The organism is Maritimimonas sp. 2205BS37-2, assembly GCF_056591755.1.
Genome location: NZ_JBWQOI010000001.1, coordinates 593,365 through 615,066, shown reverse-complemented (window position 1 = coordinate 615,066; position 21,702 = coordinate 593,365). Strand labels below are relative to the sequence as shown.

Annotated in this window: 22 protein-coding genes; 10 read left to right on the top strand and 12 right to left on the bottom strand. The window is 33.5% G+C overall.

From position 1 onward, the window contains the following. Positions 1-8: 8 nt before the first annotated feature. The 4 genes from AC1EUU_RS02825 to rpsF all read right to left on the bottom strand — a co-directional run bounded on the left by AC1EUU_RS02825 (position 9) and on the right by rpsF (position 4,359). Positions 9-3,116: a TonB-dependent receptor gene (locus tag AC1EUU_RS02825; RefSeq protein ID WP_480199861.1), complete on the bottom strand. Its 3,108-nt coding sequence runs from the start codon at positions 3,114-3,116 to the stop codon at positions 9-11. 131 nt (positions 3,117-3,247) lie between these two features. After that, positions 3,248-3,703 carry a 50S ribosomal protein L9 gene (gene rplI, locus AC1EUU_RS02820; protein WP_480199860.1) on the bottom strand — a complete coding sequence of 152 codons (456 nt, stop codon included), beginning with the start codon at positions 3,701-3,703 and terminating at the stop codon, positions 3,248-3,250. 14 nt (positions 3,704-3,717) lie between these two features. Further along, positions 3,718-4,014, bottom strand: coding sequence for a 30S ribosomal protein S18 (gene rpsR, locus AC1EUU_RS02815; RefSeq protein WP_480197802.1), 297 nt, complete (start codon positions 4,012-4,014; stop codon positions 3,718-3,720). 3 nt (positions 4,015-4,017) lie between these two features. After that, positions 4,018-4,359: a 30S ribosomal protein S6 gene (gene rpsF / locus AC1EUU_RS02810; RefSeq protein WP_480199859.1), complete on the bottom strand. Its 342-nt coding sequence runs from the start codon at positions 4,357-4,359 to the stop codon at positions 4,018-4,020. A 117-nt stretch (positions 4,360-4,476) separates the two neighbouring features. Here rpsF and AC1EUU_RS02805 point away from each other — a divergent pair, with 117 nt between their 5' ends. Together AC1EUU_RS02805 and AC1EUU_RS02800 are read left to right on the top strand one after the other, a co-directional pair. After that, a complete protein-coding gene (locus tag AC1EUU_RS02805) occupies positions 4,477-5,367 on the top strand; it encodes a sterol desaturase family protein (protein WP_480199858.1) in 891 nt (296 codons plus the stop codon). A gap of 82 nt (positions 5,368-5,449) precedes the next feature. Further along, complete coding sequence (locus tag AC1EUU_RS02800; protein WP_480199857.1) at positions 5,450-6,016, top strand: RDD family protein; 567 nt, start codon at positions 5,450-5,452, stop codon at positions 6,014-6,016. A gap of 23 nt (positions 6,017-6,039) precedes the next feature. Here the strand turns inward: AC1EUU_RS02800 and AC1EUU_RS02795 are convergent, their stop codons facing one another. Together AC1EUU_RS02795 and priA are read right to left on the bottom strand one after the other, a co-directional pair. Beyond that, the gene (locus AC1EUU_RS02795; RefSeq protein WP_480199856.1) at positions 6,040-6,687 is read right to left on the bottom strand and encodes a porin family protein; all 648 of its coding nucleotides are present in this window, start codon (positions 6,685-6,687) and stop codon (positions 6,040-6,042) included. Between the two features lie 86 nt (positions 6,688-6,773). Continuing rightward, complete coding sequence (gene priA / locus AC1EUU_RS02790) at positions 6,774-9,245, bottom strand: replication restart helicase PriA (RefSeq protein WP_480199855.1); 2,472 nt, start codon at positions 9,243-9,245, stop codon at positions 6,774-6,776. A 194-nt stretch (positions 9,246-9,439) separates the two neighbouring features. Here priA and AC1EUU_RS02785 point away from each other — a divergent pair, with 194 nt between their 5' ends. From AC1EUU_RS02785 to AC1EUU_RS02755, 7 genes are all read left to right on the top strand, one after another. Further along, on the top strand, positions 9,440-10,690 hold the full coding sequence (locus AC1EUU_RS02785; RefSeq protein WP_480199854.1) for a hypothetical protein: 1,251 nt from the start codon (positions 9,440-9,442) through the stop codon (positions 10,688-10,690). 215 nt (positions 10,691-10,905) lie between these two features. Continuing rightward, positions 10,906-11,415 (top strand): DUF4468 domain-containing protein, encoded by a 510-nt coding sequence (locus AC1EUU_RS02780; RefSeq protein ID WP_480199853.1) that lies wholly within the window; start codon positions 10,906-10,908, stop codon positions 11,413-11,415. A gap of 80 nt (positions 11,416-11,495) precedes the next feature. Further along, positions 11,496-11,939: an SRPBCC family protein gene (locus AC1EUU_RS02775; protein ID WP_480199852.1), complete on the top strand. Its 444-nt coding sequence runs from the start codon at positions 11,496-11,498 to the stop codon at positions 11,937-11,939. Positions 11,940-11,950: 11 nt separating this feature from the next. Continuing rightward, complete coding sequence (locus AC1EUU_RS02770; RefSeq protein ID WP_480199851.1) at positions 11,951-12,874, top strand: alpha/beta fold hydrolase; 924 nt, start codon at positions 11,951-11,953, stop codon at positions 12,872-12,874. Positions 12,875-12,876: 2 nt separating this feature from the next. Beyond that, a complete protein-coding gene (locus AC1EUU_RS02765; protein WP_480199850.1) occupies positions 12,877-13,488 on the top strand; it encodes an alpha-ketoglutarate-dependent dioxygenase AlkB family protein in 612 nt (203 codons plus the stop codon). Positions 13,489-13,553: 65 nt separating this feature from the next. Then, positions 13,554-13,775 carry a hypothetical protein gene (locus AC1EUU_RS02760; RefSeq protein ID WP_480199849.1) on the top strand — a complete coding sequence of 74 codons (222 nt, stop codon included), beginning with the start codon at positions 13,554-13,556 and terminating at the stop codon, positions 13,773-13,775. Positions 13,776-13,782: 7 nt separating this feature from the next. Beyond that, positions 13,783-14,154, top strand: a complete 372-nt coding sequence (locus tag AC1EUU_RS02755) for a VOC family protein (RefSeq protein WP_480199848.1) — start codon at positions 13,783-13,785, stop codon at positions 14,152-14,154. Positions 14,155-14,157: 3 nt separating this feature from the next. Here AC1EUU_RS02755 and AC1EUU_RS02750 read toward each other — a convergent pair whose 3' ends face one another. The 3 genes from AC1EUU_RS02750 to AC1EUU_RS02740 form a co-directional block, all read right to left on the bottom strand. Then, complete coding sequence (locus AC1EUU_RS02750) at positions 14,158-14,571, bottom strand: VOC family protein (RefSeq protein WP_480199847.1); 414 nt, start codon at positions 14,569-14,571, stop codon at positions 14,158-14,160. 12 nt (positions 14,572-14,583) lie between these two features. Next, entirely contained in the window at positions 14,584-14,889 is a 306-nt protein-coding gene (locus tag AC1EUU_RS02745; protein WP_480199846.1) for a hypothetical protein, read from the bottom strand. 343 nt (positions 14,890-15,232) lie between these two features. Next, positions 15,233-15,880, bottom strand: coding sequence for a rhomboid family intramembrane serine protease (locus tag AC1EUU_RS02740; RefSeq protein ID WP_480199845.1), 648 nt, complete (start codon positions 15,878-15,880; stop codon positions 15,233-15,235). On the opposite strand from AC1EUU_RS02740, the gene AC1EUU_RS02735 reads away from it, so the two are divergent. Beyond that, the gene (locus AC1EUU_RS02735; protein WP_480199844.1) at positions 15,880-16,833 is read left to right on the top strand and encodes a lysophospholipid acyltransferase family protein; all 954 of its coding nucleotides are present in this window, start codon (positions 15,880-15,882) and stop codon (positions 16,831-16,833) included. The genes AC1EUU_RS02740 and AC1EUU_RS02735 overlap by 1 nt on opposite strands. Here the strand turns inward: AC1EUU_RS02735 and glmM are convergent. The 3 genes from glmM to AC1EUU_RS02720 form a co-directional block, all read right to left on the bottom strand. Beyond that, positions 16,830-18,221 (bottom strand): phosphoglucosamine mutase, encoded by a 1,392-nt coding sequence (gene glmM / locus AC1EUU_RS02730; protein WP_480199843.1) that lies wholly within the window; start codon positions 18,219-18,221, stop codon positions 16,830-16,832. The two genes, AC1EUU_RS02735 and glmM, sit on opposite strands and share 4 nt — an antisense overlap. A 103-nt stretch (positions 18,222-18,324) precedes the next feature. After that, the gene (rpsA, locus tag AC1EUU_RS02725; RefSeq protein ID WP_480199842.1) at positions 18,325-20,550 is read right to left on the bottom strand and encodes a 30S ribosomal protein S1; all 2,226 of its coding nucleotides are present in this window, start codon (positions 20,548-20,550) and stop codon (positions 18,325-18,327) included. Between the two features lie 189 nt (positions 20,551-20,739). After that, positions 20,740-21,693, bottom strand: coding sequence for an AAA family ATPase (locus tag AC1EUU_RS02720; protein ID WP_480199841.1), 954 nt, complete (start codon positions 21,691-21,693; stop codon positions 20,740-20,742). Positions 21,694-21,702: the final 9 nt, after the last annotated feature.

Here is a 21,702-nt window from a genome sequence, read left to right as displayed (position 1 = left end):
AGTTTAAATTAGAAAATATATCTTAAGCCCAATTGCATTTGCCATCTAGATAATAAGCTTGTATCAAAACCAAAAGTTTCAGTAAGTGTTGTATCAAATGTATATGTAGGCACATTATTAGCATCAACAGATACACCTATTGGCTGTACACTATTTGGTTGTTCAATTACACCCCAATCAGAATTTAATAAATTACTTAAATTTAAAATATCTATACTAAACTGAATTGCATTGTCATCAGACACTTTAAGTTCTTGAATAAATTTCATATCCCATTTACCTCTCCATGGAGCTAACGCAGCATAACGCTCAGCGTATTGTCCTCTTCTATCTCTTAGGTATTCGTCTTGCTGTATGAATGCTTCGAATGCAGCCGCTTGACCAGATCCTGAGAATTGCATTTGATTGATTTCACTAGCCAATGGTACGTATAGTAAATCATTTAATGCAGAACCATCACCATTAATATCACCTCCATAGGTATAGTTGAAGCGTCCGCCTTGTGCATATTCAAAGAATGCTGATAATGTAGTACTCCACTTATCACTTCCATAAGTCCATTTCTTACTTACAGCACCAATAATTCTATGCTTATCTCCATATTTAGAATATCCTAAAACATCATTATTCACATTTCCAACAGCAGGGTTACCAGCAAAGGCATCACTTGTAATTTCTGCCTCAATTGAGTTTACATCTTGCGCATCTAGGTAGTTATATCCTAACATCGCATACATATTGTTCTCCCAAGTTTTTTGCGCTTTAAATGAAGCATTCCAGATTCTACCTTTATCAGAATTAGTAAAAACAAAGGGCCCATTTCCAGGAGCTCCGCCAAACGATGCAATATCACTTGCTTCGTATACCGATCTATTGTCAACGCCTTGTAAAGTACCTGTTGGAGGTCTTAAGCCCCAATGCTGTACATGTGGTCCGTTAATATCTTTGGTATAAGAAACATCAGCAGTCAATACTAATCCGTTTTCAAAACGTTTATCAGCTCCAATATTTGTTCTCCATACTTGTGGGAACTGATATTCTGGATCTACTGCTTGTAAGAAAAACGCATCTGGGTTTGCAATTTGGTTTCCTAACCATACAAATGGAAAACGACCAGTAAACAAACCACTTCCTCCACGCAGTTGGAACGTATCGTCACCATTCACATCCCAGTTAAATCCTAATCTCGGTGAAATTAAAAATTTATTATCGGGCATTTGCGTATTATCAATTGTTACGGTTTGACCATTATTTGGGTTGAAATATGGAAGGTCTGGTAGTACAAAACCTCTATCAATTACGTCTTGTGCGTTCTCTGCAGAGTCAAAAAATAGTGGCTTATCAAAACGTACACCATAGGTAATTTTAAATCTATCGGTAATACTCCAATCGTCTTGAGCATAAAAAGAAAGCTGACCAACATTCGTCTCTGACAAAGTCCACCCTCCTGGAGTTCCTGGAGGTACTGCATTATTTGCTGCGAAAACATTTTGAGCATTTTCAATAGCTCCTACATAATTATTGGCATCGAAGTCTGCGATATCTACACTTCCAAAAAGATCAAATCCATACGCTACTAAATTAAATGAGTTATCAAATTGAAATCTTTCGTATGAAAAACCAACTGTGAAAGTGTGGTCTCCACTAAAAATATTCAAATTGTTTGTCATTTGAAATACTTTTTGATCAAGTCTATTATGAATAGAAAATGGCTCATGTCCGGCAATAATATAAGGAGTTCCTTCTCTTGTTATATTAATAGAAGGGGCTGGTGTTGAGAATGGATTTCTAAAATCATCAAAATGTGTATAACCAATTTGAAATTTATTCGTCATGTTATCACCAATCGTTGAGTTTAATTCTAACTGAACAGAATTTAACTTATTATTGATTTGATATCCTGAATTTTGAAATTGCAGTGTGTTAGCACTTGGTCCTCTAAATGCAATCGCCGTTGGGTGTGCCGGCTTATCTTGGGAAGCATCTAAAAAATTGTAGATAAGCGCTAAACGGTTATTATCATTAATATTCCAATCAAGTTTAAATATTCCTTTAGTAGAGTTAGATTCGTGGATAAACCCTTCAAAAGCTCCAGGTTCGTACCCAACTGCTCTTAAAGCAGACTGTACAGCTAAAAGATCAGATTCTAAAACTCTTGATTCATTAATAGCGCCAGAATTTCTATTAGGTAACCAATTTTGACCTAAATCATCTCTTCTATCCTCTTCAAAATTGATGAAAAAGAATAATTTATTTTTCACTATTGGTCCACCAACACTAAATCCATATTGTTTTTGTGAAAGTTCGGCTTTTGGTAATTCATCACCTTTTACTTTTCTACCTGTAATATTTTCATCTCTATAAAAGCCATACACAGTACCATGAAATTCATTAGTACCGCTTTTTGTAACGGCATTTACAGATGCACCGGTAAATCCGGCTTGTGTAACATCGTAAGGAGCCAAAGATACCTGAATCTGGTCGATGGCATCTAACGACACAGGCTGTGCATTGGTTTGACCTCCAGGTGTTGCAGCATCAAGACCAAATGGGTTATTGAAGATTGCACCATCTAAAGAAAAATTATTGAATTGGTCATTTCGGCCTCCAAAAGAACCGCCGCTTGAAGAAGGTTCTAATCTTGTAAAATCGGCTTGAGAACGCGCAATGGTTGGTAAAGTAGTTAATTCTCTTCTTCCAACGCTTGTTTCAGAACCGGTTCTATCGTTTCCAAAGATATTATTACCTCCCGTACCTCTAACTACTACTTCATCTAATTGCTGGCTATCAGGAACCATACTTAAATCTAAAGAATACGTTTTACCTAAGGTTAAAAAAACGTTAGTTACTTCCTGTGTTTTAAAGCCTACATAGCTTATAGTAACGGTGTAAGGTCCTCCTACTCTCATATTAAGTAAGTTGTAGCGGCCGTCAAAGTTTGTAGAACCTCCATATTTAGTACCTGTAGGAGTATGAACAGCTACAACACTAGCTCCTGGTAAAGGCTCATTTTGATCATCTACTACCAGTCCTCGAATATTAGAGGTAGTTACCTGAGCAAATGAAGTTAGTGCAATACAAAAGAATAGTACTGCAAAAAAGTACATTTTTTTCATAATTATCTGAGTTTATTTGAATTTAGTTTAGATGCTCTTATAGTAATCACATCCTTACGAAAGTAACAAAAAAAAGGCTATCCAAAAAAGGATAGCCTTAAAACTTAACATTGGAAATTATTCACAAATGTTTATTTCTTTGCTTCAGCTACAACTTCAAATGGTACTTCAATTACCACTTCTCTGTGTAAACGTACTTTAGCATTATACTTACCTAAACGCTTTACTAAACCACCTGCAACAGAAACATATTTTTTATCTAATTCGTGACCAGCTTTTGTAATAGCCTCTGTAACATCAGCATTACTAACTGAACCAAATAGTTTGTCTCCTGCACCTACTTTAGCTGCAATTTTAATTTCTAAAGCTTTTAAAGCTTCAGCAGTTTTATTTGCTTCAGAAATAATATTTGCTTCTCTATGCGCTCTTTGCTTTAAATTCTCAGCTAATACTTTCTTAGCAGAAGTTGTTGCTAAAACCGCATATCCCTGAGGAATTAAAAAGTTACGTCCATAACCATTCTTAACAGTTACGATATCGTCTATAAAACCTAAGTTCTCAACGTCTTTCTTTAATATCAATTCCATAATCGTACTGTTTATTATTTTAACATATCACCCACATAAGGCATTAATGCCAAATGACGAGCTCTTTTAATTGCTTGTGATACTTTACGCTGATATTTTAATGATGTACCTGTTAAACGACGTGGTAAAATCTTACCTTGCTCGTTTACTAAATACATTAAAAAGTCTGCATCTTTATAATCGATATATTTAATACCATTTTTCTTAAAACGGCAATATTTTTCTTTCTTTTGAGTATCAATATCTAACGGAGTTAAATATCTGATCTCTGCTTTGTTTCCTTCTTTAGCCTGTTGATCTATTGATGCCATAGCTTAGTTTTTAGATTGTTTAACACGTTCTTTTCTTGTAACCGCCCACGCAGCAGCATGCTTATCTAATTTTACTGTTAAATAACGCATAACACTGTCATCTCTTCTAAATTCTAATTCAAAAGGAGCAACCGCTTCACCAGCTACTTTGTACTCAAATAAGTGATAAAAGCCAGTTTTTTTCTTTTGGATTGGATATGCTAATTTTTTTAAGCCCCAATCTTCTTTGTGTATCATTTCGGCACCTTTAGAAACCAAGTAGTCCTCAAACTTCTTTACTGTTTCCTTTACCTGAGTTTCAGATAAAACGGGATTCAAAATGAAAACAGTTTCGTAATGATTCATAATAAAGTTATTAAATGTTTAATTTTTAAGCGTGCAAATATACAATATTATTTTTGGAGAAACAGTATAGATTAATTAAAAAAATGTAGTTTTGAGATTAAGCTAAACAGCTCATTTATGCAAGTGCCAGAAATACCAAACCTTATTCATTATGCAATTCCTTTTTTTATTATCACGTTAATCATAGAAATTATCGTTGATACTAGAGAGAAAACCAAAGCATATGAAACTAAAGATGCATTAACTTCATTGAGCATGGGACTTGGTAATGTTTTCTTAGGCTTAATAAGCAAGGCCTTAATCTTTGCCATTTTTATTTATATCTATAACAATTTTAGGTTATTCACCATACCGTTTGTTTGGTGGGGATGGCTTTTAGTACTTTTTGCAGATGACTTTGCTTATTATTGGTTCCATAGGGTAAGCCATGAAAGTAGATTCTTCTGGGCAAGTCACATCGTACATCATTCTTCTCAGAAATATAACTTAAGTACCGCGTTACGCCAAACTTGGAGTGGTAGTTTTTTATCATTTGTTTTTTGGTTACCCTTACCTCTTTTAGGGTTTCATCCCGCAATGATCTTAGCTCAAATGTCGATTAGTTTGATCTACCAATATTGGATACATACAGAGTTTATAAAAAAGATGCCAACTTGGTTTGAAGCAATTTTTAATACACCTTCGCACCATAGAGTGCATCATGCAACGAATCCGCAATATTTGGATAGAAATCATGCGGGAATTTTTATCATTTGGGATAAATGGTTTGGTACATTCGAACCAGAAATTGAAAAACCTGTATATGGTTTGGTTAAAAATATCAATTCTTTTAACCCCCTTTATGTGGCGTTTCATGAATGGATAGGTATGTTTAAAGATGTTTTTCAAAAGAATACTCCTTTTATAGGAAGACTAAAATATTTTGTTAAACCTCCAGGATGGCGGCATGATGGAACGGGTACTGTTTCTTCCGATCTGCGTAAGGATTGGGAAAAATACAATACTTAACTTTTTGTTTTGAACTTACTTATTCATCCAAATTTTTCGTTAAGCAAAAGATAATTATAATTTAACAACATAATCAAATACTATGGACAAGAGCCCGTTTGAAGATTTTGAAAAAAGTGTAGAATATGTAAAGTTTTGGCCTAGAGCAGGGGCATATATTCTCGATGGTATACTAGTTGGCATTGTAACTGGTGGTCTTAATTTCTTAAATATCGTACAATTTAAGAGTTTCGCTTTTTATTTATTAATTGCTATAATCGCCATTCTTTACAAGCCCTATTTTGAAAGCAAATACAGTGCTACTCTTGGCAAAATGATACTAAAAATAAAAGTTTTAGACTATAATTTTAAGCAGATCTCTTTTGAACAGTCTTTGTTAAGAAGTGCTATTTTGATTCTACCTTCATTATTATATATTCCAATTTATTTTTTCGCATTTAAAAATCCAAATGTTCTTGATACCAGTGGCTTCATGGAATTTAGTGAGGTTCTAGTCTCTGAATATCCTATTCAAACATGGATTGGAAACTTAATTTTCTTAATCGTTATTATTGAGATTATTGTTTTGTTGACTGACGCAACTAAAACGCAAAGATCTCTACATGATCAAATTGCTAGAACCTATGTTGTCTATAACAGGGAAGTATAAATAGAATAGTATTTAGTCAAGCACTAATAGACCTCGCGTTCTTTTAAAAAGTAATTTATTGAGAGGCCAATTGAATTATTTTTCCAAGTGTCACCTTCTGTATTAACGATACTAGAGAGGTTACTATAATAGCTTAAACGTAATTTTATGCGCTTCTTAATCAACAGTCCTGCACCAACCGTACCTCCAAAGGAAAGGCCTTTTACATCAGCATCGCTACCAATGTCTAAACGAATAGTTTCTTGTTCATTTTCGGTAATTGCCCTTGCATTAAATCCTACATTCACTCCGGCATCGACAAAAAACTGAAGATTACGCCTATTCCAGTTAAGATAATATCCTAAACCAATTGGAATTTCTATCACATCAACACCCCATTTTTCATTAGATGTATTAATTCCTCTTCTTGCAATAGCATCAACCTCACGTCTATTAAAATTAATTCCTAAACGAATAAATAAATTATCTGAAAGATCACGTTCTGCTACATATCCAAGAAAAACGCCAATTTTACTACTCGGGTCAACAGATTCGCCAATCATAAAATCAGCGTTATTGGTGTGCACACCAAATTCTATTCCATGGTAAAACTGACTATAAGATGTATATGAGGTGATAAAAAATAAGAATATAACAATTCTTAATATCTGTAGTTTCATTTTTGTTCCCATTAATATTCTTTTATAAAGAATTTCTAAATAATCTGGGGAGTTTACTTTACAAAAACGCCTAAGTAATCTATTTAGTATAGATGCTGCTAATAACTATCTACATCGATATTTAATCGTACTGATCTAAATTCGGCAATACTTTGAAAGCTATTCTTTATTTTTTTTAGTATGGCCTTTGATTCGCGCAGGGGTCTTTCTTTAGGTAATTTAATTAAAATCGTTTTGATATGTTGATTTCTTATTCTGGAGATCGCTGGGCTCGTTGGGCCTAGCACATTGTTATGGAAAGAATTTTTTAATGATTTACCCAACCAAGTAGCAGCAGTATTTACTTTAGAGTAATCTTTATGCTTCAGTGTTATTTTAATCAATCTTATGATTGGTGGGTAATGATATTGATAACGATCATGAAGTTGCTCCTTAAACATGGTCTCAAAATCATTAACAGTAACCTGTTGCAATATTTGATGAAATGGATTAAATGTTTGAATAACTACCTTTCCTCTTTTTTTTGCGCGCCCTGCCCTACCCGAAACCTGCGTTAACATTTGAAAACTTTTTTCATGTGCTCTAAAATCAGGGAAATTCAACATATTATCAGCATTCAAAACACCAACCAAAGAAACGTTGCTAAAGTCTAATCCTTTACTCAACATTTGTGTACCTACTAGAATATCGATTTCATGAGCCTGAAAGGCATTAATTATCTTTTCATAACCATATTTCCCTCTTGTAGTGTCTAAGTCCATTCTACCAATATTAACATCAGGAAAGAGTTCTTTAAGCTCTAGCTCTATTTGCTCAGTACCAAACCCTTTAGTATCTAAGGTGGCATTACCACAAGCAGCACAAGTTTGTGGCATTGCTCTATTATATCCACAATAATGGCATTTAAGTTCACCTCTAAACTTATGATATGTTAGGCTTACATCGCAATTAGGGCATTGTGGTGCTACTCCACAAGTAGTGCATTCAACAATAGGTGAATACCCACGCCTATTTTGAAATAAAATGATTTGTTCATTTTCAGCTAAAGCTTCGTTTATTAACATCAATAAACGATCAGAAAAATGACCTTTCATTCGCTTTTTTCGATAGCCTTCTTTAATATCTGTCAATTCAATTTCGGGAAGTAAAACATTTCCAAATCTTCGATTTAACCTTGTGAGACCATATTTACCCTCTTTAGCGTTATAATAACTTTCTATGGATGGAGTTGCACTACCCAATACAACTTTTGCACTGTGAATATTAGCTAACACAATTGCGGCGTCTCTTGCATGATAACGAGGTGCAGGGTCAAATTGCTTATAAGAGGTTTCATGTTCTTCATCAACAATAATAAGACCTAGATCTGTAAAAGGTAAGAATATTGAAGAACGAGCTCCTAAAATTAATTGTGTTTTCTCCTTTCGGTTTAATAAATTGTTCCATACTTCTACCTGCTCATTTAAGGTATACTTAGAATGGAACACCGAAATTTTATCTCCAAAGTAGCTTCTCAACCTTGAAATTAACTGAGTTGTAAGTGCTATTTCGGGTAGTAAATACAAAACTTGCTTCCCCTTTTGTATAACTTTTTCAATTAGATTTGCATAGATTTCGGTTTTACCACTTGATGTAATTCCATGTAATAAAACCACATCTTTTTCCTTGAAATTAAAATTTACTTCATTAAACGTATTTATTTGATATTCAGTTAATTTCGGTATTTCATTTTTTGCACCACTTAAATCCACTCTATCAACTTGTAAATAATAGAATTCTAAGATGTTTTTATCAACCAATGCTCTTACTACAGCGTCAGAAACATTGCTTTGATTAATTAAATCTTTAGCTTTTATAGGTTTTTTTAAAGCACTCATCGAAAAGTACGTTAATAATACTTCTCGCTGCTTTTTTGCACGTGTTAAACCATCTAATAATTTATTTAAATTGTCCTCATTGCTATATATATCGTTTAAACGAACATACTTTATGAGTTTTGGCTTATACTGCTCATAGATTTCTTCTTTTAACTGAACGGCGTCTTTTTCTAATAATTTATGGATAATAGGTAATACCCTCTTTTTATCTAAAATATTACTTATCTCATCAATCTTGAGAATAGGTTGATGCTGTAATGCTTCAATGAGTAAAAATTCATCGTCAGTAAGCTTAGATTCATAAGCATGGACTCCATCTTCTAACAAATAACCATCATTTAAAGAAACTAAAGTTTCGCTTTCTAATAGTAAAGCAGATGGTAATGCTGATCGCACAACTTCTCCTAAAGAGCATAAATAATAATCAGCTATCCACTTCCAGTGTTGCAATTGCTTCTCATTTACCACAGGAACATCATCTAAAATCTGATGAATCTCCTTAGCATCATATGCAGTTGGTGCATTGCTATGCTTCGTATATACAACAGCGGTATATATTTTTGATTTACCAAACGGAACTGCAACTCGCATACCTACTTCTAAAAACGAGGCTTCCGCTTCGGTAATCGCATAGGTGAACAATCGCTCTAGTGGGATTGGTAAAATAACATCTATGTAATGGGTGGCTTTCAAAACGAACGTAAAAATATCTAATTAGCTCAAATGCTGAAACGAATTCATAAAAATCTTCTTAACAACGGGTCCCCAATTAAAGTAATAAAGATAGATTGTGAAACCATTCGATTTAAAACTTTGGCACGCTGTTTGGTAAACTACCTGTAATAGTGCTAACCAAAAATTAGTATTAATAGTTAAACACTTAAAAAATGAAAAAAACAGCATTATTTGTAGCAGCACTTTTCTTAGCCCTTTCTCCTCTAGCTGCTGCTGAGAGCAAAGAGAGCACTTCGAGTTATGGATATTACAACGGTAATGGTGAAATGTTCACTTTTGTAGAAAGAGGGGTTACATTTTCAGTATTTCAAAATGGTGAATTTGATTTTTATATAAACCCTAGACGTGGCGGTGCAGTTCATGCCGGTATAGATCTAGGCGCTGTTAGTATTAATTTTAATTCGGGCTATAATTATGATGCTTATGTACAATACGATGATTATGGTGCCATAGTACAAATTGAAGATATCCCTATTTACTATGACTATTACGGACGTATTAGTCAAGCTGGAAATGTGCGCATTCATTATAATAACGGACGCTTATATCGTGTTGGTGGCTTATATATTCATTATAATAGATTTGGAGTATACTCTCATTTTACCGGATTTATTAATAGATGGAATAGATTTTACACATACCACCCGTATCATGATTATTTTATAAGACCGATTTTTAATCGTTGCATTGTAAGCTACCGTCCGTATAGAAGATATTATAGACCTGTTCGCTATGATTATTATAGAGGACGTGGCTATGCTCGAGGATATAGATATAAAAACTATAGACGCAATGGCAGAAGCTTTAGAACTATCGATTCTAGAATAAGAACTAATAATGATAGCAGGAGAACTGCAAGACGCTATAATGATGCTAGAAGAAGTAACGATCGTGTGGTAAGACTTAATGAAGGTGTGCGAAGAGGTACTCAGCAAAGAAGTGTACAAAGAAATAGAAATCAATCTGTTGAGAGAAGATCACAAGGTGTTCGTAGAAGTAATAACGCTGTGACTCAAAGAAGAACCAATGATGTTAGAAGAAATAGTTCTTCAAGAGTAGAACAAAATAGATCAGCTCAAAGAAGGTCTACCTCACCAAGAGCTACACAACAAAGAAGGACAGTTGAAAGACGTGCTACTCCAAGAGCAACACAACAACGCCCAACAGTTGAGAGAAGAACTACAACACCAAGAGTAAATAAGCAAAGAACTGTGCAAAGGCGTTCTCAGTCTCAAACGAGAACACAAACGAGAAAAGCACCTCAAAGGCGTGTAACTCAAAAAAGAAGCAATAACTCTAGAAAATATAATTCTAGACAACAAAATACTGTTAGAAAAAAATCACCTAGCAGATCAACGCAAAGAAACGGCAATCGAAGAGTAGCTACAAGAAGAACCATGTAGTTTTGGTTAGCGCGTGGATAAGACAAAGGCTTGCAGTTTGCAGGCCTTTTTCTATTTAGCAAATAATTATGTTTAATCATTGATCGGATAATCGGGTGTAACAATTACCATGGTTGGTTAAACGAAAACTACAGGCGATAGTGCTGATTCTTCAAAAGGAAGCATTCATTTTGTATCTTTGAATAGACCTCTTTTTGAAGCACTTACAAATAAAAATGAAAGGCATAGTTTTTATATTATTACTGTTTTCAACACAAATTTATAGCCAGGAGAAGTTCGTATATAACGAAGTTGGTTTAACACCTGAATATAAAATAACACAAATAGGTAACATGTCTAAAGTTGAAATCTATAAAAAAACACTTCATTGGATTAAAGCCTCTTATAAGAATTCAGACGATACTATTGATAATAAAGTTGAAAATAATTTTATAACCTTAACCGGAATTAAAGAAAACGCTTTAAAAGTAGGTAAACAATATCATCATATAAAGTATACTCTCAAATTTAGTTTCGAAGAAGGCCAATATAAGTTTGAGCCTTTGAAAATTCAATCTAAATTAAATAGTAAATACGATATGGGTTGGGTAGACTTTGATCTAAAAAATGGTGTTTCTTTTTTTAAGAAAGATAAAGTCGTTAAAAAGTTGAAGTCATATATTATAGATATTCCAGCTTTGTTAAACGAATTAAACACTGATTTACATAATTATTTAGTTCAATGAAAGTAAATCAATAGGTAAGACCTTTCCTCTTTATACTAAAACATTCATTTTGTATCTTTGAGTAAACCAACACTTTACTTATGAAATTCAAAGCCCATATAGATATTAATCAAACACAAGACATTGTCACGCAATTATTTGCTGATCCACAATATTTAAAAGATTACCAAGATGGATTTGTTAAAAAAGAATTGATTAGCGGTGAAGCGGGTCAAAATGGTGCAATATCAAAAATGTTCTACAAACAAGGAAAACGAGAAATGATATTGACTGAAACCATTAAAGCTAACAACCTGCCTGATACTTTTGAAGCTTTTTATCATCATAAACATATGGATAATACCTTCTTAGCTACTTTCACCAAACTTGACGATAAAAAAACACGTTACGCTATGGAAGTAGATTATATTCGTATGACCTTTTTACCAAAGCTAATGGGAATGCTGTTTCCTAGCATGTATAGAAAGCAAGGCGAAAAATGGATGAACAATTTTAAAAATCTTGCCGAGAATTATAAGAGGTGAAATAAATTATTATGTTTAAAAGGATAGTTAAGCGGGTTTTTAAATTGACCCTATTTTTAATCATTGCAATTCTGATTTATGGAGTAATTTTTCAATATAGATATGATAAAAAAGTAGCTCAGAATCATAGCCCCACGGGTAAATTTTCTGAACTAGTAAATAATACTATTCATTATAATTTTTTCGGTAATGGTGAGGTTACTTTTATATTAGAAGCCGGATTAGGAGAGAACATGAATACTTGGGATAAGATTCAAGATTCGCTGGCAATCATTGGTCGTGTTTTTATGTATGATCGATCTGGCTTGGGGTTTAGTGAAGAAGACGGCAACCCGCGTACAACACGTCAGATCACTCAAGAATTAAATGAGCTATTGATTAAAGAACAAATTCCAGGGCCATATATTTTAATTGGTCATTCTATTGGTGGAGCACATATTCGATATTATGCACATATTTTCACCGAAAATGTAGCTGGACTTTTTTTAATTGATGCGAGTCACGAAAAAATGAAAGATAGCTTGCCGCCACCTTCTTTCATTGAAAAGCTTTTCATTTTTTCCTTAACTAACCTTTCTTGGAGCGGCATCCCTTATTACTTGCTACCTAGCCCTCCCCATCCTACATATAAAACATCAAAGAGTATAAAAACTTACGGCAATGAGATGATAGCCATAGACGAATCAATAGAGCAATTTAAGGAGGCTAAAGTAAACTTAAGTCATTTACCTATTTATATCATATCCGCTACAAAAAATGATGGTGATTTTAAAGACACCTACATTAAGTATAGAAATGAATTAATTGATCACTCTAACAGTACTATTAAAAAACACGTTATTATTGAGAAACCACACCATATTCATAAAACAGATCCTGATATTGTTCTAAAAGAGATAAAGGAATTTGTTTCAAAAATTCTAACTAGTAATTAAAGGTGGACTTATTCAACAATGCTTTAGATGAACCTCGTAACCTACTCCACAAAGATGGTATTGTGCAGTATTATGGCAAAGTAATGCCGTATAGCCAGGCAGCACACTATTATGCTTTGCTTTTAAATACCATTGCCTGGCGTAATGATGAAGCAAAGATTTTTGGTAAATTATATATTACAAAGCGTAAAGTTGCGTGGTATGGTGACAGAGAATTTGAATATGCTTACTCTAATCGTGTGAAATTGGCTTTGCCTTGGACAGCCGAACTACTTGAACTCAAAAAACTTGCAGAAAAAAAGACCAATGAAACGTATAATTCTTGCCTATTAAATTTATATCATGACGGCTCTGAAGGTATGGCTTGGCATAGCGATGGCGAAAAAGATCTAAAAAAGAATGGAGCCATTGCCTCTTTAAGTTTTGGAGCAGAGCGTAAGTTTGCTTTTAAGCATAAAGAAACCAAGCAAAAAGTTGATCTCATTTTAGAACACGGATCTTTATTAGTTATGAAAGGTGAAACACAGACAAATTGGTTACATCGCTTACCTCCTACTAAAAAAATTCATAAGCCACGTATTAATCTTACCTTTAGGACTATTGATGAGTCTTAATAGGCATCAAATCATTTTTTAAATAACTTAGTCAGAATTAAACATAACTAAAATCTTCAAATACGATGAAAAAACATCTTTCTTCAACAGATATAATTGTAATTGTTACAACCATGGTATTATTTATTGTCGCCATGTTTGTAAAAGGTTTTACCAAAGAATTATTATTAGAGGCCGGTGTACTTCTGGTATCTATTAAACTCATTCTAATGAATCATAAAAATGCTACTTCTAACGAGAAAATATTGGAAGAATTAGATCAGATAAAAAAACAACTACCAAATTAATTTAAACATGAACTTAGGCGCTTTTTCAATCAGTTTAACAGTTAAAGATATTCATGCTTCAAAAGAATTTTATGAAAATTTAGGCTTTACCGTTTTTGCAGGTGAGCTTGAACGGAATTATCTAATTATGAAAAATGGGAATGCTTTAATAGGACTTTTTCAAGGAATGTTTGATAAGAACATTCTTACTTTTAATCCAGGATGGGATGAAAATGCCCAAAAACTTAATAGCTTTCAAGATATAAGAGAGATACAAGAAGATTTAAAACGAAAAGGACTTGCATTAGATAGAGAGGCCGATAATACAACCACTGGGCCTGCTAGTATCGTATTAGTAGATCCCGATGGGAATCCTGTATTGATTGACCAGCATGTTTAGGGCTCACTTTTCAAAAATCTCATCGTCTGTACTAAACGACTTAAACTCTACCATATAACCGTTTGGATCTTTTACAAAAAAGGAGATATGCTCTCCTTTTTTATTCTTTAAAAAAGTTATCTCATCAAACACTTCAATATTGGCAGCATTAACTTTTGCGTATATTTTACCCCATGTAGTTATATCTACAATTACACCAAAATGAAAAGAAGGTAATATTTTCCCTTCAAAACTATAGTTTTGATAATTAAATCCAAATCGCCCCGATTTGGTAAAAGTTATTTGATTTTCATAAAGATTAATATCAATCCAGTTATGGCCACTTCTACCAATACTGGCTCCCAATTTGTTTACATAAAAATCGCTCGTACTATCTACATCTAAACATGGTAATGATAAATGAAATGAGGCCTGCATATGTTTTAATTTTTATTCTTCGTCTAAGTCTACTTCTTGATTGCTTATTTCTTTGATGCCAGAATTACTTGAAACTGTATCTCCATCACTATCGCCATCTTCATCCATAAAACTTTCCATACGCTCTTCAAGCTTCACGCTTACTTTTACGAGATAAACAGTATCTTCTGTGCGTACTTCAACGGCTTCAACCCATTCTCCAGCGGCATTCCTAAAAGAAATTATATCCGAGTCATTATAACCATCAGGATACTTTTCTACTAATAAATCTAGAATGTCTTGTGTTAATTTTTTGTAGTCTACTATAACCCTTCTCATATATTTTCGTTTAACTAGAGGTTTAATATTAATCCATTTTACGATAAATCATAAATGCAAAACCAAATAATGAAATGCTAATAAAGTTTAGCCTTAAACAAACTAAACTTGAAGTTTTAAGTAAATATTTTGTAATCCAATAACCCGAAATCGGTTATTGTAGTTAAAGGTCTTTAAAACTGAAGAAATAATCCTAATTTTTTCGTTGTACAATCGTTGTACATTACATCTACTCTTCTTCTTAGTTATAATGTAATCGAAAAAAGCAAAACTTATCATTTTACTGAATCATACTAATCAAATTTAAAAAATAATTTGATTCGGTGAATACTTAAATGAAAAATTAATTCCGCTCCAATTTATCTTTAAAGAGAAACAGTAAAACTATAGGGACAGCTAGTATTAAAATGATGTTTCTATTCTCTAAAAATATCTGCGGGTATAATGCTAAAGTCAAAATAAAACCTCCTACTGCTCCCCCTAAATGGGCACTATGGCCAATATTTCCTAGTTGAGTTTTCATACCATAAATGGAATAAAGAAAATAACCAACACCAAAAACCCAGCCTGGAAAGCTAAACACCGGGAAGAAAATAAATGACAAGCGCATACTCGGGTTTAACATAATTGCGGCGTATACAATGCCCATAACAGCTCCAGAAGCTCCCACAGCACTATAATAAGGCTCTCTTCGATGCATGCTCAAAGACAATGTGTTACCGGCTAATAAACTACCAAAGTAGATAATCACAAACTTTAAAATACCAACTTCATTAATTACTTCATCTGCAAAAATATATAGTGCAAACATATTAAAGAACAAATGCGCTTGGTCAACATGCAAGAATCCAGAGGTAAGCATACGCAACTGCTCTCCTTTTAAAATTGGCCCAATCTGAAACTTGTTTTTTTCAATAAAAAGACGATCAGAAAAACCTTTAAAAGACACTAAAACATTAGCGGCAATAATTACAAGTACAATAGCATCCATTGAACAGAAATATTTTGCTCAAAGATAAAATTATATACCGATATTTGTCCAAAATTTTACTAGTGCATTTATTGACGTATATTTTGGTCTACCCTTTAATTTGGCTGTTTTCTATTCTGCCATTTAGAGTCTTATATTTTGTATCAGATCTAGCATATTTACTTGTTTATTATGTGATTGGATATCGAAAAAAAACTGTTTTTTACAACCTAGAACAGGCTTTTCCCGAAAAATCAGATATAGAAATAAAACAGATTGCTAAAAAATTCTATAAGCACTTTACTGATATTTTTATTGAAATGATAAAATCTTTCACTATCTCTAAAAAAGAACTGACGAAGCGATATAGTTTTAAAAATTTAGACATATTACATAAGTTAGAAAGTGAAAATCGGAGTGCAATATTACTCGCTGCACACTATGGAAACTGGGAATGGATTTTTATATTAAATACTCAAGTGAAATTTAATGGCTATGCTATTTATAAAAAAGTGAAAAATCTGCACTTCGATAAAAAAGTAAGAGAAACTAGAGGTAGATTCGGAACAACTTTAGTTCCTACGAAAGAAATATTCTCGGTAATCAGAGAAAATTCAAAAAATAATGAATTATCACTTTATGGATTCTTAGGAGATCAATCTCCAAAACCAAATAAAGCACATCATTGGGGCGAATTTTTGGGAGTAAAAAATGTGCCTATCCATACAGGCGCAGAACTCTTATCTAAAAAATATAATTTACCTATTGTAATTTTTACTACTAAAAAAATTAAAAGGGGTTATTATGAAACCACATTTATAACCACAACAGAAAAGCCTCAATTAGTTGAAGATTATAAAATTACAGATCAGTTTTTAAAAATCCTGGAAAAACAAATAAGAGAAACCCCAGAGTATTATTTTTGGACTCATAAACGCTTTAAACATATAGGTAAAGCGCCAATTAAAGCTTAGATACCAGCTACTTTAGCAATTTCGCCCATTACTTTTTGTGCTAAAACATCTGCTTTTTCTTGAGATGTACTTTCTGTATAGATACGTATTATTGGCTCTGTATTAGATTTACGTAAATGCACCCATTCTGAATCGAAATCAACTTTTACACCGTCAATGGTCGTTACAGTTTCATTTTTATAGCTCTCGGCCATTGCATTTAGTATTCCGTCAACATCTAATTCTGGAGTTAGTTGAATTTTATTCTTACTCATAAAATAGGACGGATAACTATTTCTAAGTTCTTTACAGCTCATCCCTGATTTAGCCAAATGCGTAAGGAATAGTGCCACTCCAACCAATGAATCACGTCCATAGTGCGAAGCAGGATAAATAATGCCTCCATTACCTTCTCCACCAATAATGGCATTTGTATCTTTCATTAATTGTACAACATTTACTTCTCCCACTGCACTTGCTTGGTAATTACCACCATGCTTTTCGGTAACATCACGTAGTGCTCTTGATGAAGATAGGTTAGATACGGTATTTCCTTTAGATTGACTTAAAACATAATCAGCACAGGCAACTAGTGTATATTCTTCTCCAAACATTGATCCATCTTCAGCGATTAATGCAAGTCTATCTACATCGGGATCAACCACAATGCCTAAATGTGCATTCTCTTTAACTACTAACTCAGAAATATCGGTAAGATGTTCTTTTAAGGGCTCTGGATTATGCGGAAAATGACCATTGGGTTCACAATATAACTTAACACATTCTACCCCTAACCTATCTAATAATGCCGGAATCGCAATACCTCCCGTAGAATTGACGGCATCAACTACAACTTTAAAGTTGGCATTTTTAATGGCGGTTACATCTACTAATTCAAGTTTTAAAACTTCTTCTATATGTCGATCTATATATCCTTTGTCTTTAATATAAAGTCCTAAATCGTCTACTTCGGCAAAGTTATAATCATCGGCTTCTGCTGTTTTTAAAATCTCAGCTCCATCGGCTCCATTTAAGAATTCACCCTTTTCATTTAATAGTTTTAATGCATTCCATTGCTTTGGATTGTGCGAAGCTGTTAGTATGATTCCTCCATCCGCATTTTCTAATGGCACGGCTACTTCTACAGTTGGTGTAGTAGACAAACCTACATCAACTACATCTATCCCCAAACCTACTAAGGTATTAGCCACAATACTGCTAATCATTTTACCTGAAATACGTGCATCACGCCCAAGAATAACACGTAATCTTCTATCGGTATCATTTCTATTCAGTAACCATGTTCCGTAGGCAGCCGCGAATTTGGCTGCATCTATTGGAGTTAAATTATCGTTTACGTTACCACCAATGGTACCTCGAATTCCTGAAATAGATTTTATTAGAGTCATAGTTATGATTTAGTGAGAGCAAATATAATTTATTGCATAAAAAAAACCGCTCTATGCAGAGCGGTTTTTATCATTAAAATTAGTTTCTGTTAATAGAACTAAATTACTTTCCTTCCATTTTATCTTTAAGCGCTTGTAATGCATTATTTGCATCACCTAAAGTTGGCTTTTCTACTGAATCAGCCATTTTCTTTTGAACTTTTTTGAAGTTCTTTTCTTCTTGCTCTCTAAAGATAGATGTATGAGAAGCAACAATTCTTCTATATTCTTTGTTGAACTCAATTACTTTAAAGTCTAAAGTCTCTCCTTTTGCCAATTTAGTACCATCTTCTTTTTCAGTAAAACGGCTTGGTACAAAAGCTTCAACTTCATCATTTAATACAACTACAGCTCCTTTATCAGTCTTGTCTTTAACAACCCCTGAGTGTATAGAGTCAATTGCATACGTTTCTTGGTGTTTATCCCAAGGATTTTCTTGAGTTTGTTTATGTCCTAAGTTTAACTTGCGACCTTCAACATCTAATTCAAGAACTTGCACATCTAAATTATCACCAACTTTTACAAAGTCTGATGGGTGTTTTACTTTCTTAGTCCAAGAAAGATCTGAGATATATACTAAACCATCAATTCCTTCTTCTAATTCTACAAATACACCAAAGTTAGTATAGTTACGTACAATACCTGTGTGTTGAGAACCAACAGGGTATTTTACTGTTATATCTGTCCAAGGGTCTGGGTGAAGTTGTTTCATACCCAATGACATTTTGCGCTCTTCTCTATCTAAAGTTAAGATTTGAGCTTCAACTTCATCACCAACTTTTACGAAATCTTGAGCTGAACGTAAGTGTGTAGACCAAGACATTTCTGATACGTGAATTAATCCTTCAACACCATCAGCAACTTCGATAAATGCACCATAATCAGCAATGATTGCTACTTTACCTTTTACTTTATCACCAACTTTTAAGTTTTCGTCTAAAGCTTCCCATGGGTGTTTGCTTAATTGCTTTAATCCTAATTGGATTCTTGATTTATCATCATCAAAATCAAGTATTACCACATTTAATTTTTGATCTAATTCAACAACTTCACTTGGGTGATTAATTCTGCTCCAAGATAAATCTGTAATGTGAACTAATCCGTCAACACCACCAAGGTCAACAAATACACCATAAGAAGTTACATTTTTAACAACTCCTTCTAATACTTGACCTTTTTCTAATTGACCAATAATTTCTTTCTTCTGTAATTCAATATCAGCTTCAATAAGTGCTTTGTGAGATACTACTACGTTTTTAAATTCGTGGTTGATTTTTACAACTTTGAATTCCATCGTTTTATCTACATATTGATCGTAATCTCTAATTGGCTTAACATCAATTTGAGAACCTGGTAAGAATGCTTCGATACCAAATACATCAACGATCATACCTCCTCTAGTTCTACATTTCACGTAACCGTTAACCACTTCTTGAGTTTCGTGCGCTTTATTTACACGCTCCCAAGCTTTAATTACTCTTGCTTTCTTATGAGATAATACTAATTGACCAGTTGCATCTTCACGCTTATCAACTAATACTTCAACAGTATCACCAACAGCTAAGTTTGGATTGTAACGGAACTCATTTAACGAGATTACACCTTCTGATTTAGAATTGATATCAATGATAGCCTCACGTTCTGTTAAACGTACAACAGTACCATCAATTACCTCACGTTCGTCTACAAATCCAACAGTGCCTTCTAATGCTTTTTCAAAAGCTTTTAATTTATCTTCATCAACAGCTTCAATACCTTCTTCGTATTTATGCCAGTCAAAATTATCTAAGAATTCTTGTGTGTTTGTTGCAGTTGCTTCTGCAGGTTGAGCAGCTTTTTGTTCTACTTTCTCCTCTACCTTTTCTACTTTTTCTGTTGCTTCAGCTACAGTTTCTTCTTTCATTTCTGTTTTCTCTTCTATTTTAGTTTCTTTAACTTCTTCTTTTTCTGAAGTTTCATAAAATGATTGCAATCCTAAATCTTCAACTAATAATGCATAGAAAATCGCTCTATATTTATTTCTGTTTGAAGAACCAATTTTTTCAATTGCTCTAGCAATCGCTTCATCTAATTTTGGTGAATCTTCTTGACCTAATTTCTTAATCAAAAAGTTCTTTTTGATGGTTTCTAATTCTTTTGGATCAGAGCTTGATACTTTTTCAGAATCTACTTTATAAATAGATGGACCTAATCCTTTTGTAACGTTTGCTAATAAATTTTTATCGATTTTTAGATCTAACTTGTCTACCTGAGCGGTATATAAATCGATTTTTTCTTGAAGTTTAGACATAAGTCTAATATATTTGTATCTTACTGTTTATCAGATTTTTACGCAATTAAACAATTAAGAGGTGTTTAACTTTATTTTATAAAATCCTTTTTGCAAATCTGTTCTCGCTCAAAAAGGCGTGCAAATTTACAACTTATTTTCTATAAAAACAATAAGAGTTTTAATTATTTCTTTCGAAGAAAAAGTTTCCTAAAACAATGCGGTGATAAGCTCCTTTTCTGATATATTCTCAGCTTCAGCCTTATAGTTTTTCACAATACGATGTCTCAGTATCGCATTAGCTACCTTGCGTACATCTTCAATGTCTGGTGAAAACTTTCCATTTACGGCAGCATGTGCCTTTGCTCCTAAAATAAGGTTTTGAGAGGCCCTGGGTCCTGCTCCCCAGTCAATATAATCTTTTACTAGTTGCGGGACACCATTGGCATTCGGGCGTGTCTTTCCAACCAAAGACACCGCGTATTCTACAACATTATCTGCCACAGGAATACGCCGCACTAAATTTTGTAAATCAAGAATCTCTTTTGCCGAAAAAATAGCATTTACCTCTTGGGTAGTATGAGAGGTTGTGCTTTTCACTACTTGCACTTCTTCTTCAAATGAAGGGTAATCTAAATAAATAGAAAACATAAAGCGGTCTAATTGTGCTTCTGGCAATGGATAGGTTCCTTCCTGTTCTATAGGGTTCTGTGTTGCCAAAACGAAAAACGGAAGGTCTAATTTATAATGATGGCCAGCAACTGTTACCGCTTTTTCTTGCATTGCCTCTAATAAAGCCGCTTGCGTCTTAGGAGGTGTTCTATTTATCTCATCGGCGAGAATAATATTTGCAAAAAGTGGTCCTTTGATGAATTTAAATCTTCTATTTTCATCTAAAATCTCACTCCCAAGAATATCTGAAGGCATTAGGTCTGGCGTAAACTGTACTCGTTTAAAATCTAAACCTAAAGCTTGTGCAACTGTATTGATCAACAAAGTTTTAGCCAACCCAGGTACTCCTACTAGCAGTGAATGGCCACCACATAAAATAGAAAGTAAAACATGGTCTATGGCTTCATGCTGGCCTACAATCACTTTAGCGATTTCAGCCTTTAATTTTGCATGTTTCTTAACCAGATTTTCAATAGCAGCTACATCAGACATAAAATAGTT

Excerpts from the sequence above, each read along its gene's own strand:
- AC1EUU_RS02805 (WP_480199858.1), top strand. The coding sequence starts at position 4,477 with ATGCAAGTGCCAGAAATACCAAACCTTATTCATTATGCAATTCCTTTT.
- AC1EUU_RS02770 (WP_480199851.1), top strand. The coding sequence starts at position 11,951 with ATGTTTAAAAGGATAGTTAAGCGGGTTTTTAAATTGACCCTATTTTTA.
- AC1EUU_RS02745 (WP_480199846.1), bottom strand. The coding sequence starts at position 14,889 with ATGAGAAGGGTTATAGTAGACTACAAAAAATTAACACAAGACATTCTA.
- AC1EUU_RS02720 (WP_480199841.1), bottom strand. The coding sequence starts at position 21,693 with ATGTCTGATGTAGCTGCTATTGAAAATCTGGTTAAGAAACATGCAAAA.
- AC1EUU_RS02750 (WP_480199847.1), bottom strand. The coding sequence starts at position 14,571 with ATGCAGGCCTCATTTCATTTATCATTACCATGTTTAGATGTAGATAGT.
- AC1EUU_RS02825 (WP_480199861.1), bottom strand. The coding sequence starts at position 3,116 with ATGAAAAAAATGTACTTTTTTGCAGTACTATTCTTTTGTATTGCACTA.
- rpsR (WP_480197802.1), bottom strand. The coding sequence starts at position 4,014 with ATGGCATCAATAGATCAACAGGCTAAAGAAGGAAACAAAGCAGAGATC.
- AC1EUU_RS02755 (WP_480199848.1), top strand. The coding sequence starts at position 13,783 with ATGAACTTAGGCGCTTTTTCAATCAGTTTAACAGTTAAAGATATTCAT.
- AC1EUU_RS02795 (WP_480199856.1), bottom strand. The coding sequence starts at position 6,687 with ATGGGAACAAAAATGAAACTACAGATATTAAGAATTGTTATATTCTTA.
- AC1EUU_RS02775 (WP_480199852.1), top strand. The coding sequence starts at position 11,496 with ATGAAATTCAAAGCCCATATAGATATTAATCAAACACAAGACATTGTC.
- rpsA (WP_480199842.1), bottom strand. The coding sequence starts at position 20,550 with ATGTCTAAACTTCAAGAAAAAATCGATTTATATACCGCTCAGGTAGAC.
- rplI (WP_480199860.1), bottom strand. The coding sequence starts at position 3,703 with ATGGAATTGATATTAAAGAAAGACGTTGAGAACTTAGGTTTTATAGAC.
- rpsF (WP_480199859.1), bottom strand. The coding sequence starts at position 4,359 with ATGAATCATTACGAAACTGTTTTCATTTTGAATCCCGTTTTATCTGAA.
- glmM (WP_480199843.1), bottom strand. The coding sequence starts at position 18,221 with ATGACTCTAATAAAATCTATTTCAGGAATTCGAGGTACCATTGGTGGT.
- AC1EUU_RS02780 (WP_480199853.1), top strand. The coding sequence starts at position 10,906 with ATGAAAGGCATAGTTTTTATATTATTACTGTTTTCAACACAAATTTAT.
- AC1EUU_RS02740 (WP_480199845.1), bottom strand. The coding sequence starts at position 15,880 with ATGGATGCTATTGTACTTGTAATTATTGCCGCTAATGTTTTAGTGTCT.
- AC1EUU_RS02785 (WP_480199854.1), top strand. The coding sequence starts at position 9,440 with ATGAAAAAAACAGCATTATTTGTAGCAGCACTTTTCTTAGCCCTTTCT.
- AC1EUU_RS02760 (WP_480199849.1), top strand. The coding sequence starts at position 13,554 with ATGAAAAAACATCTTTCTTCAACAGATATAATTGTAATTGTTACAACC.
- AC1EUU_RS02800 (WP_480199857.1), top strand. The coding sequence starts at position 5,450 with ATGGACAAGAGCCCGTTTGAAGATTTTGAAAAAAGTGTAGAATATGTA.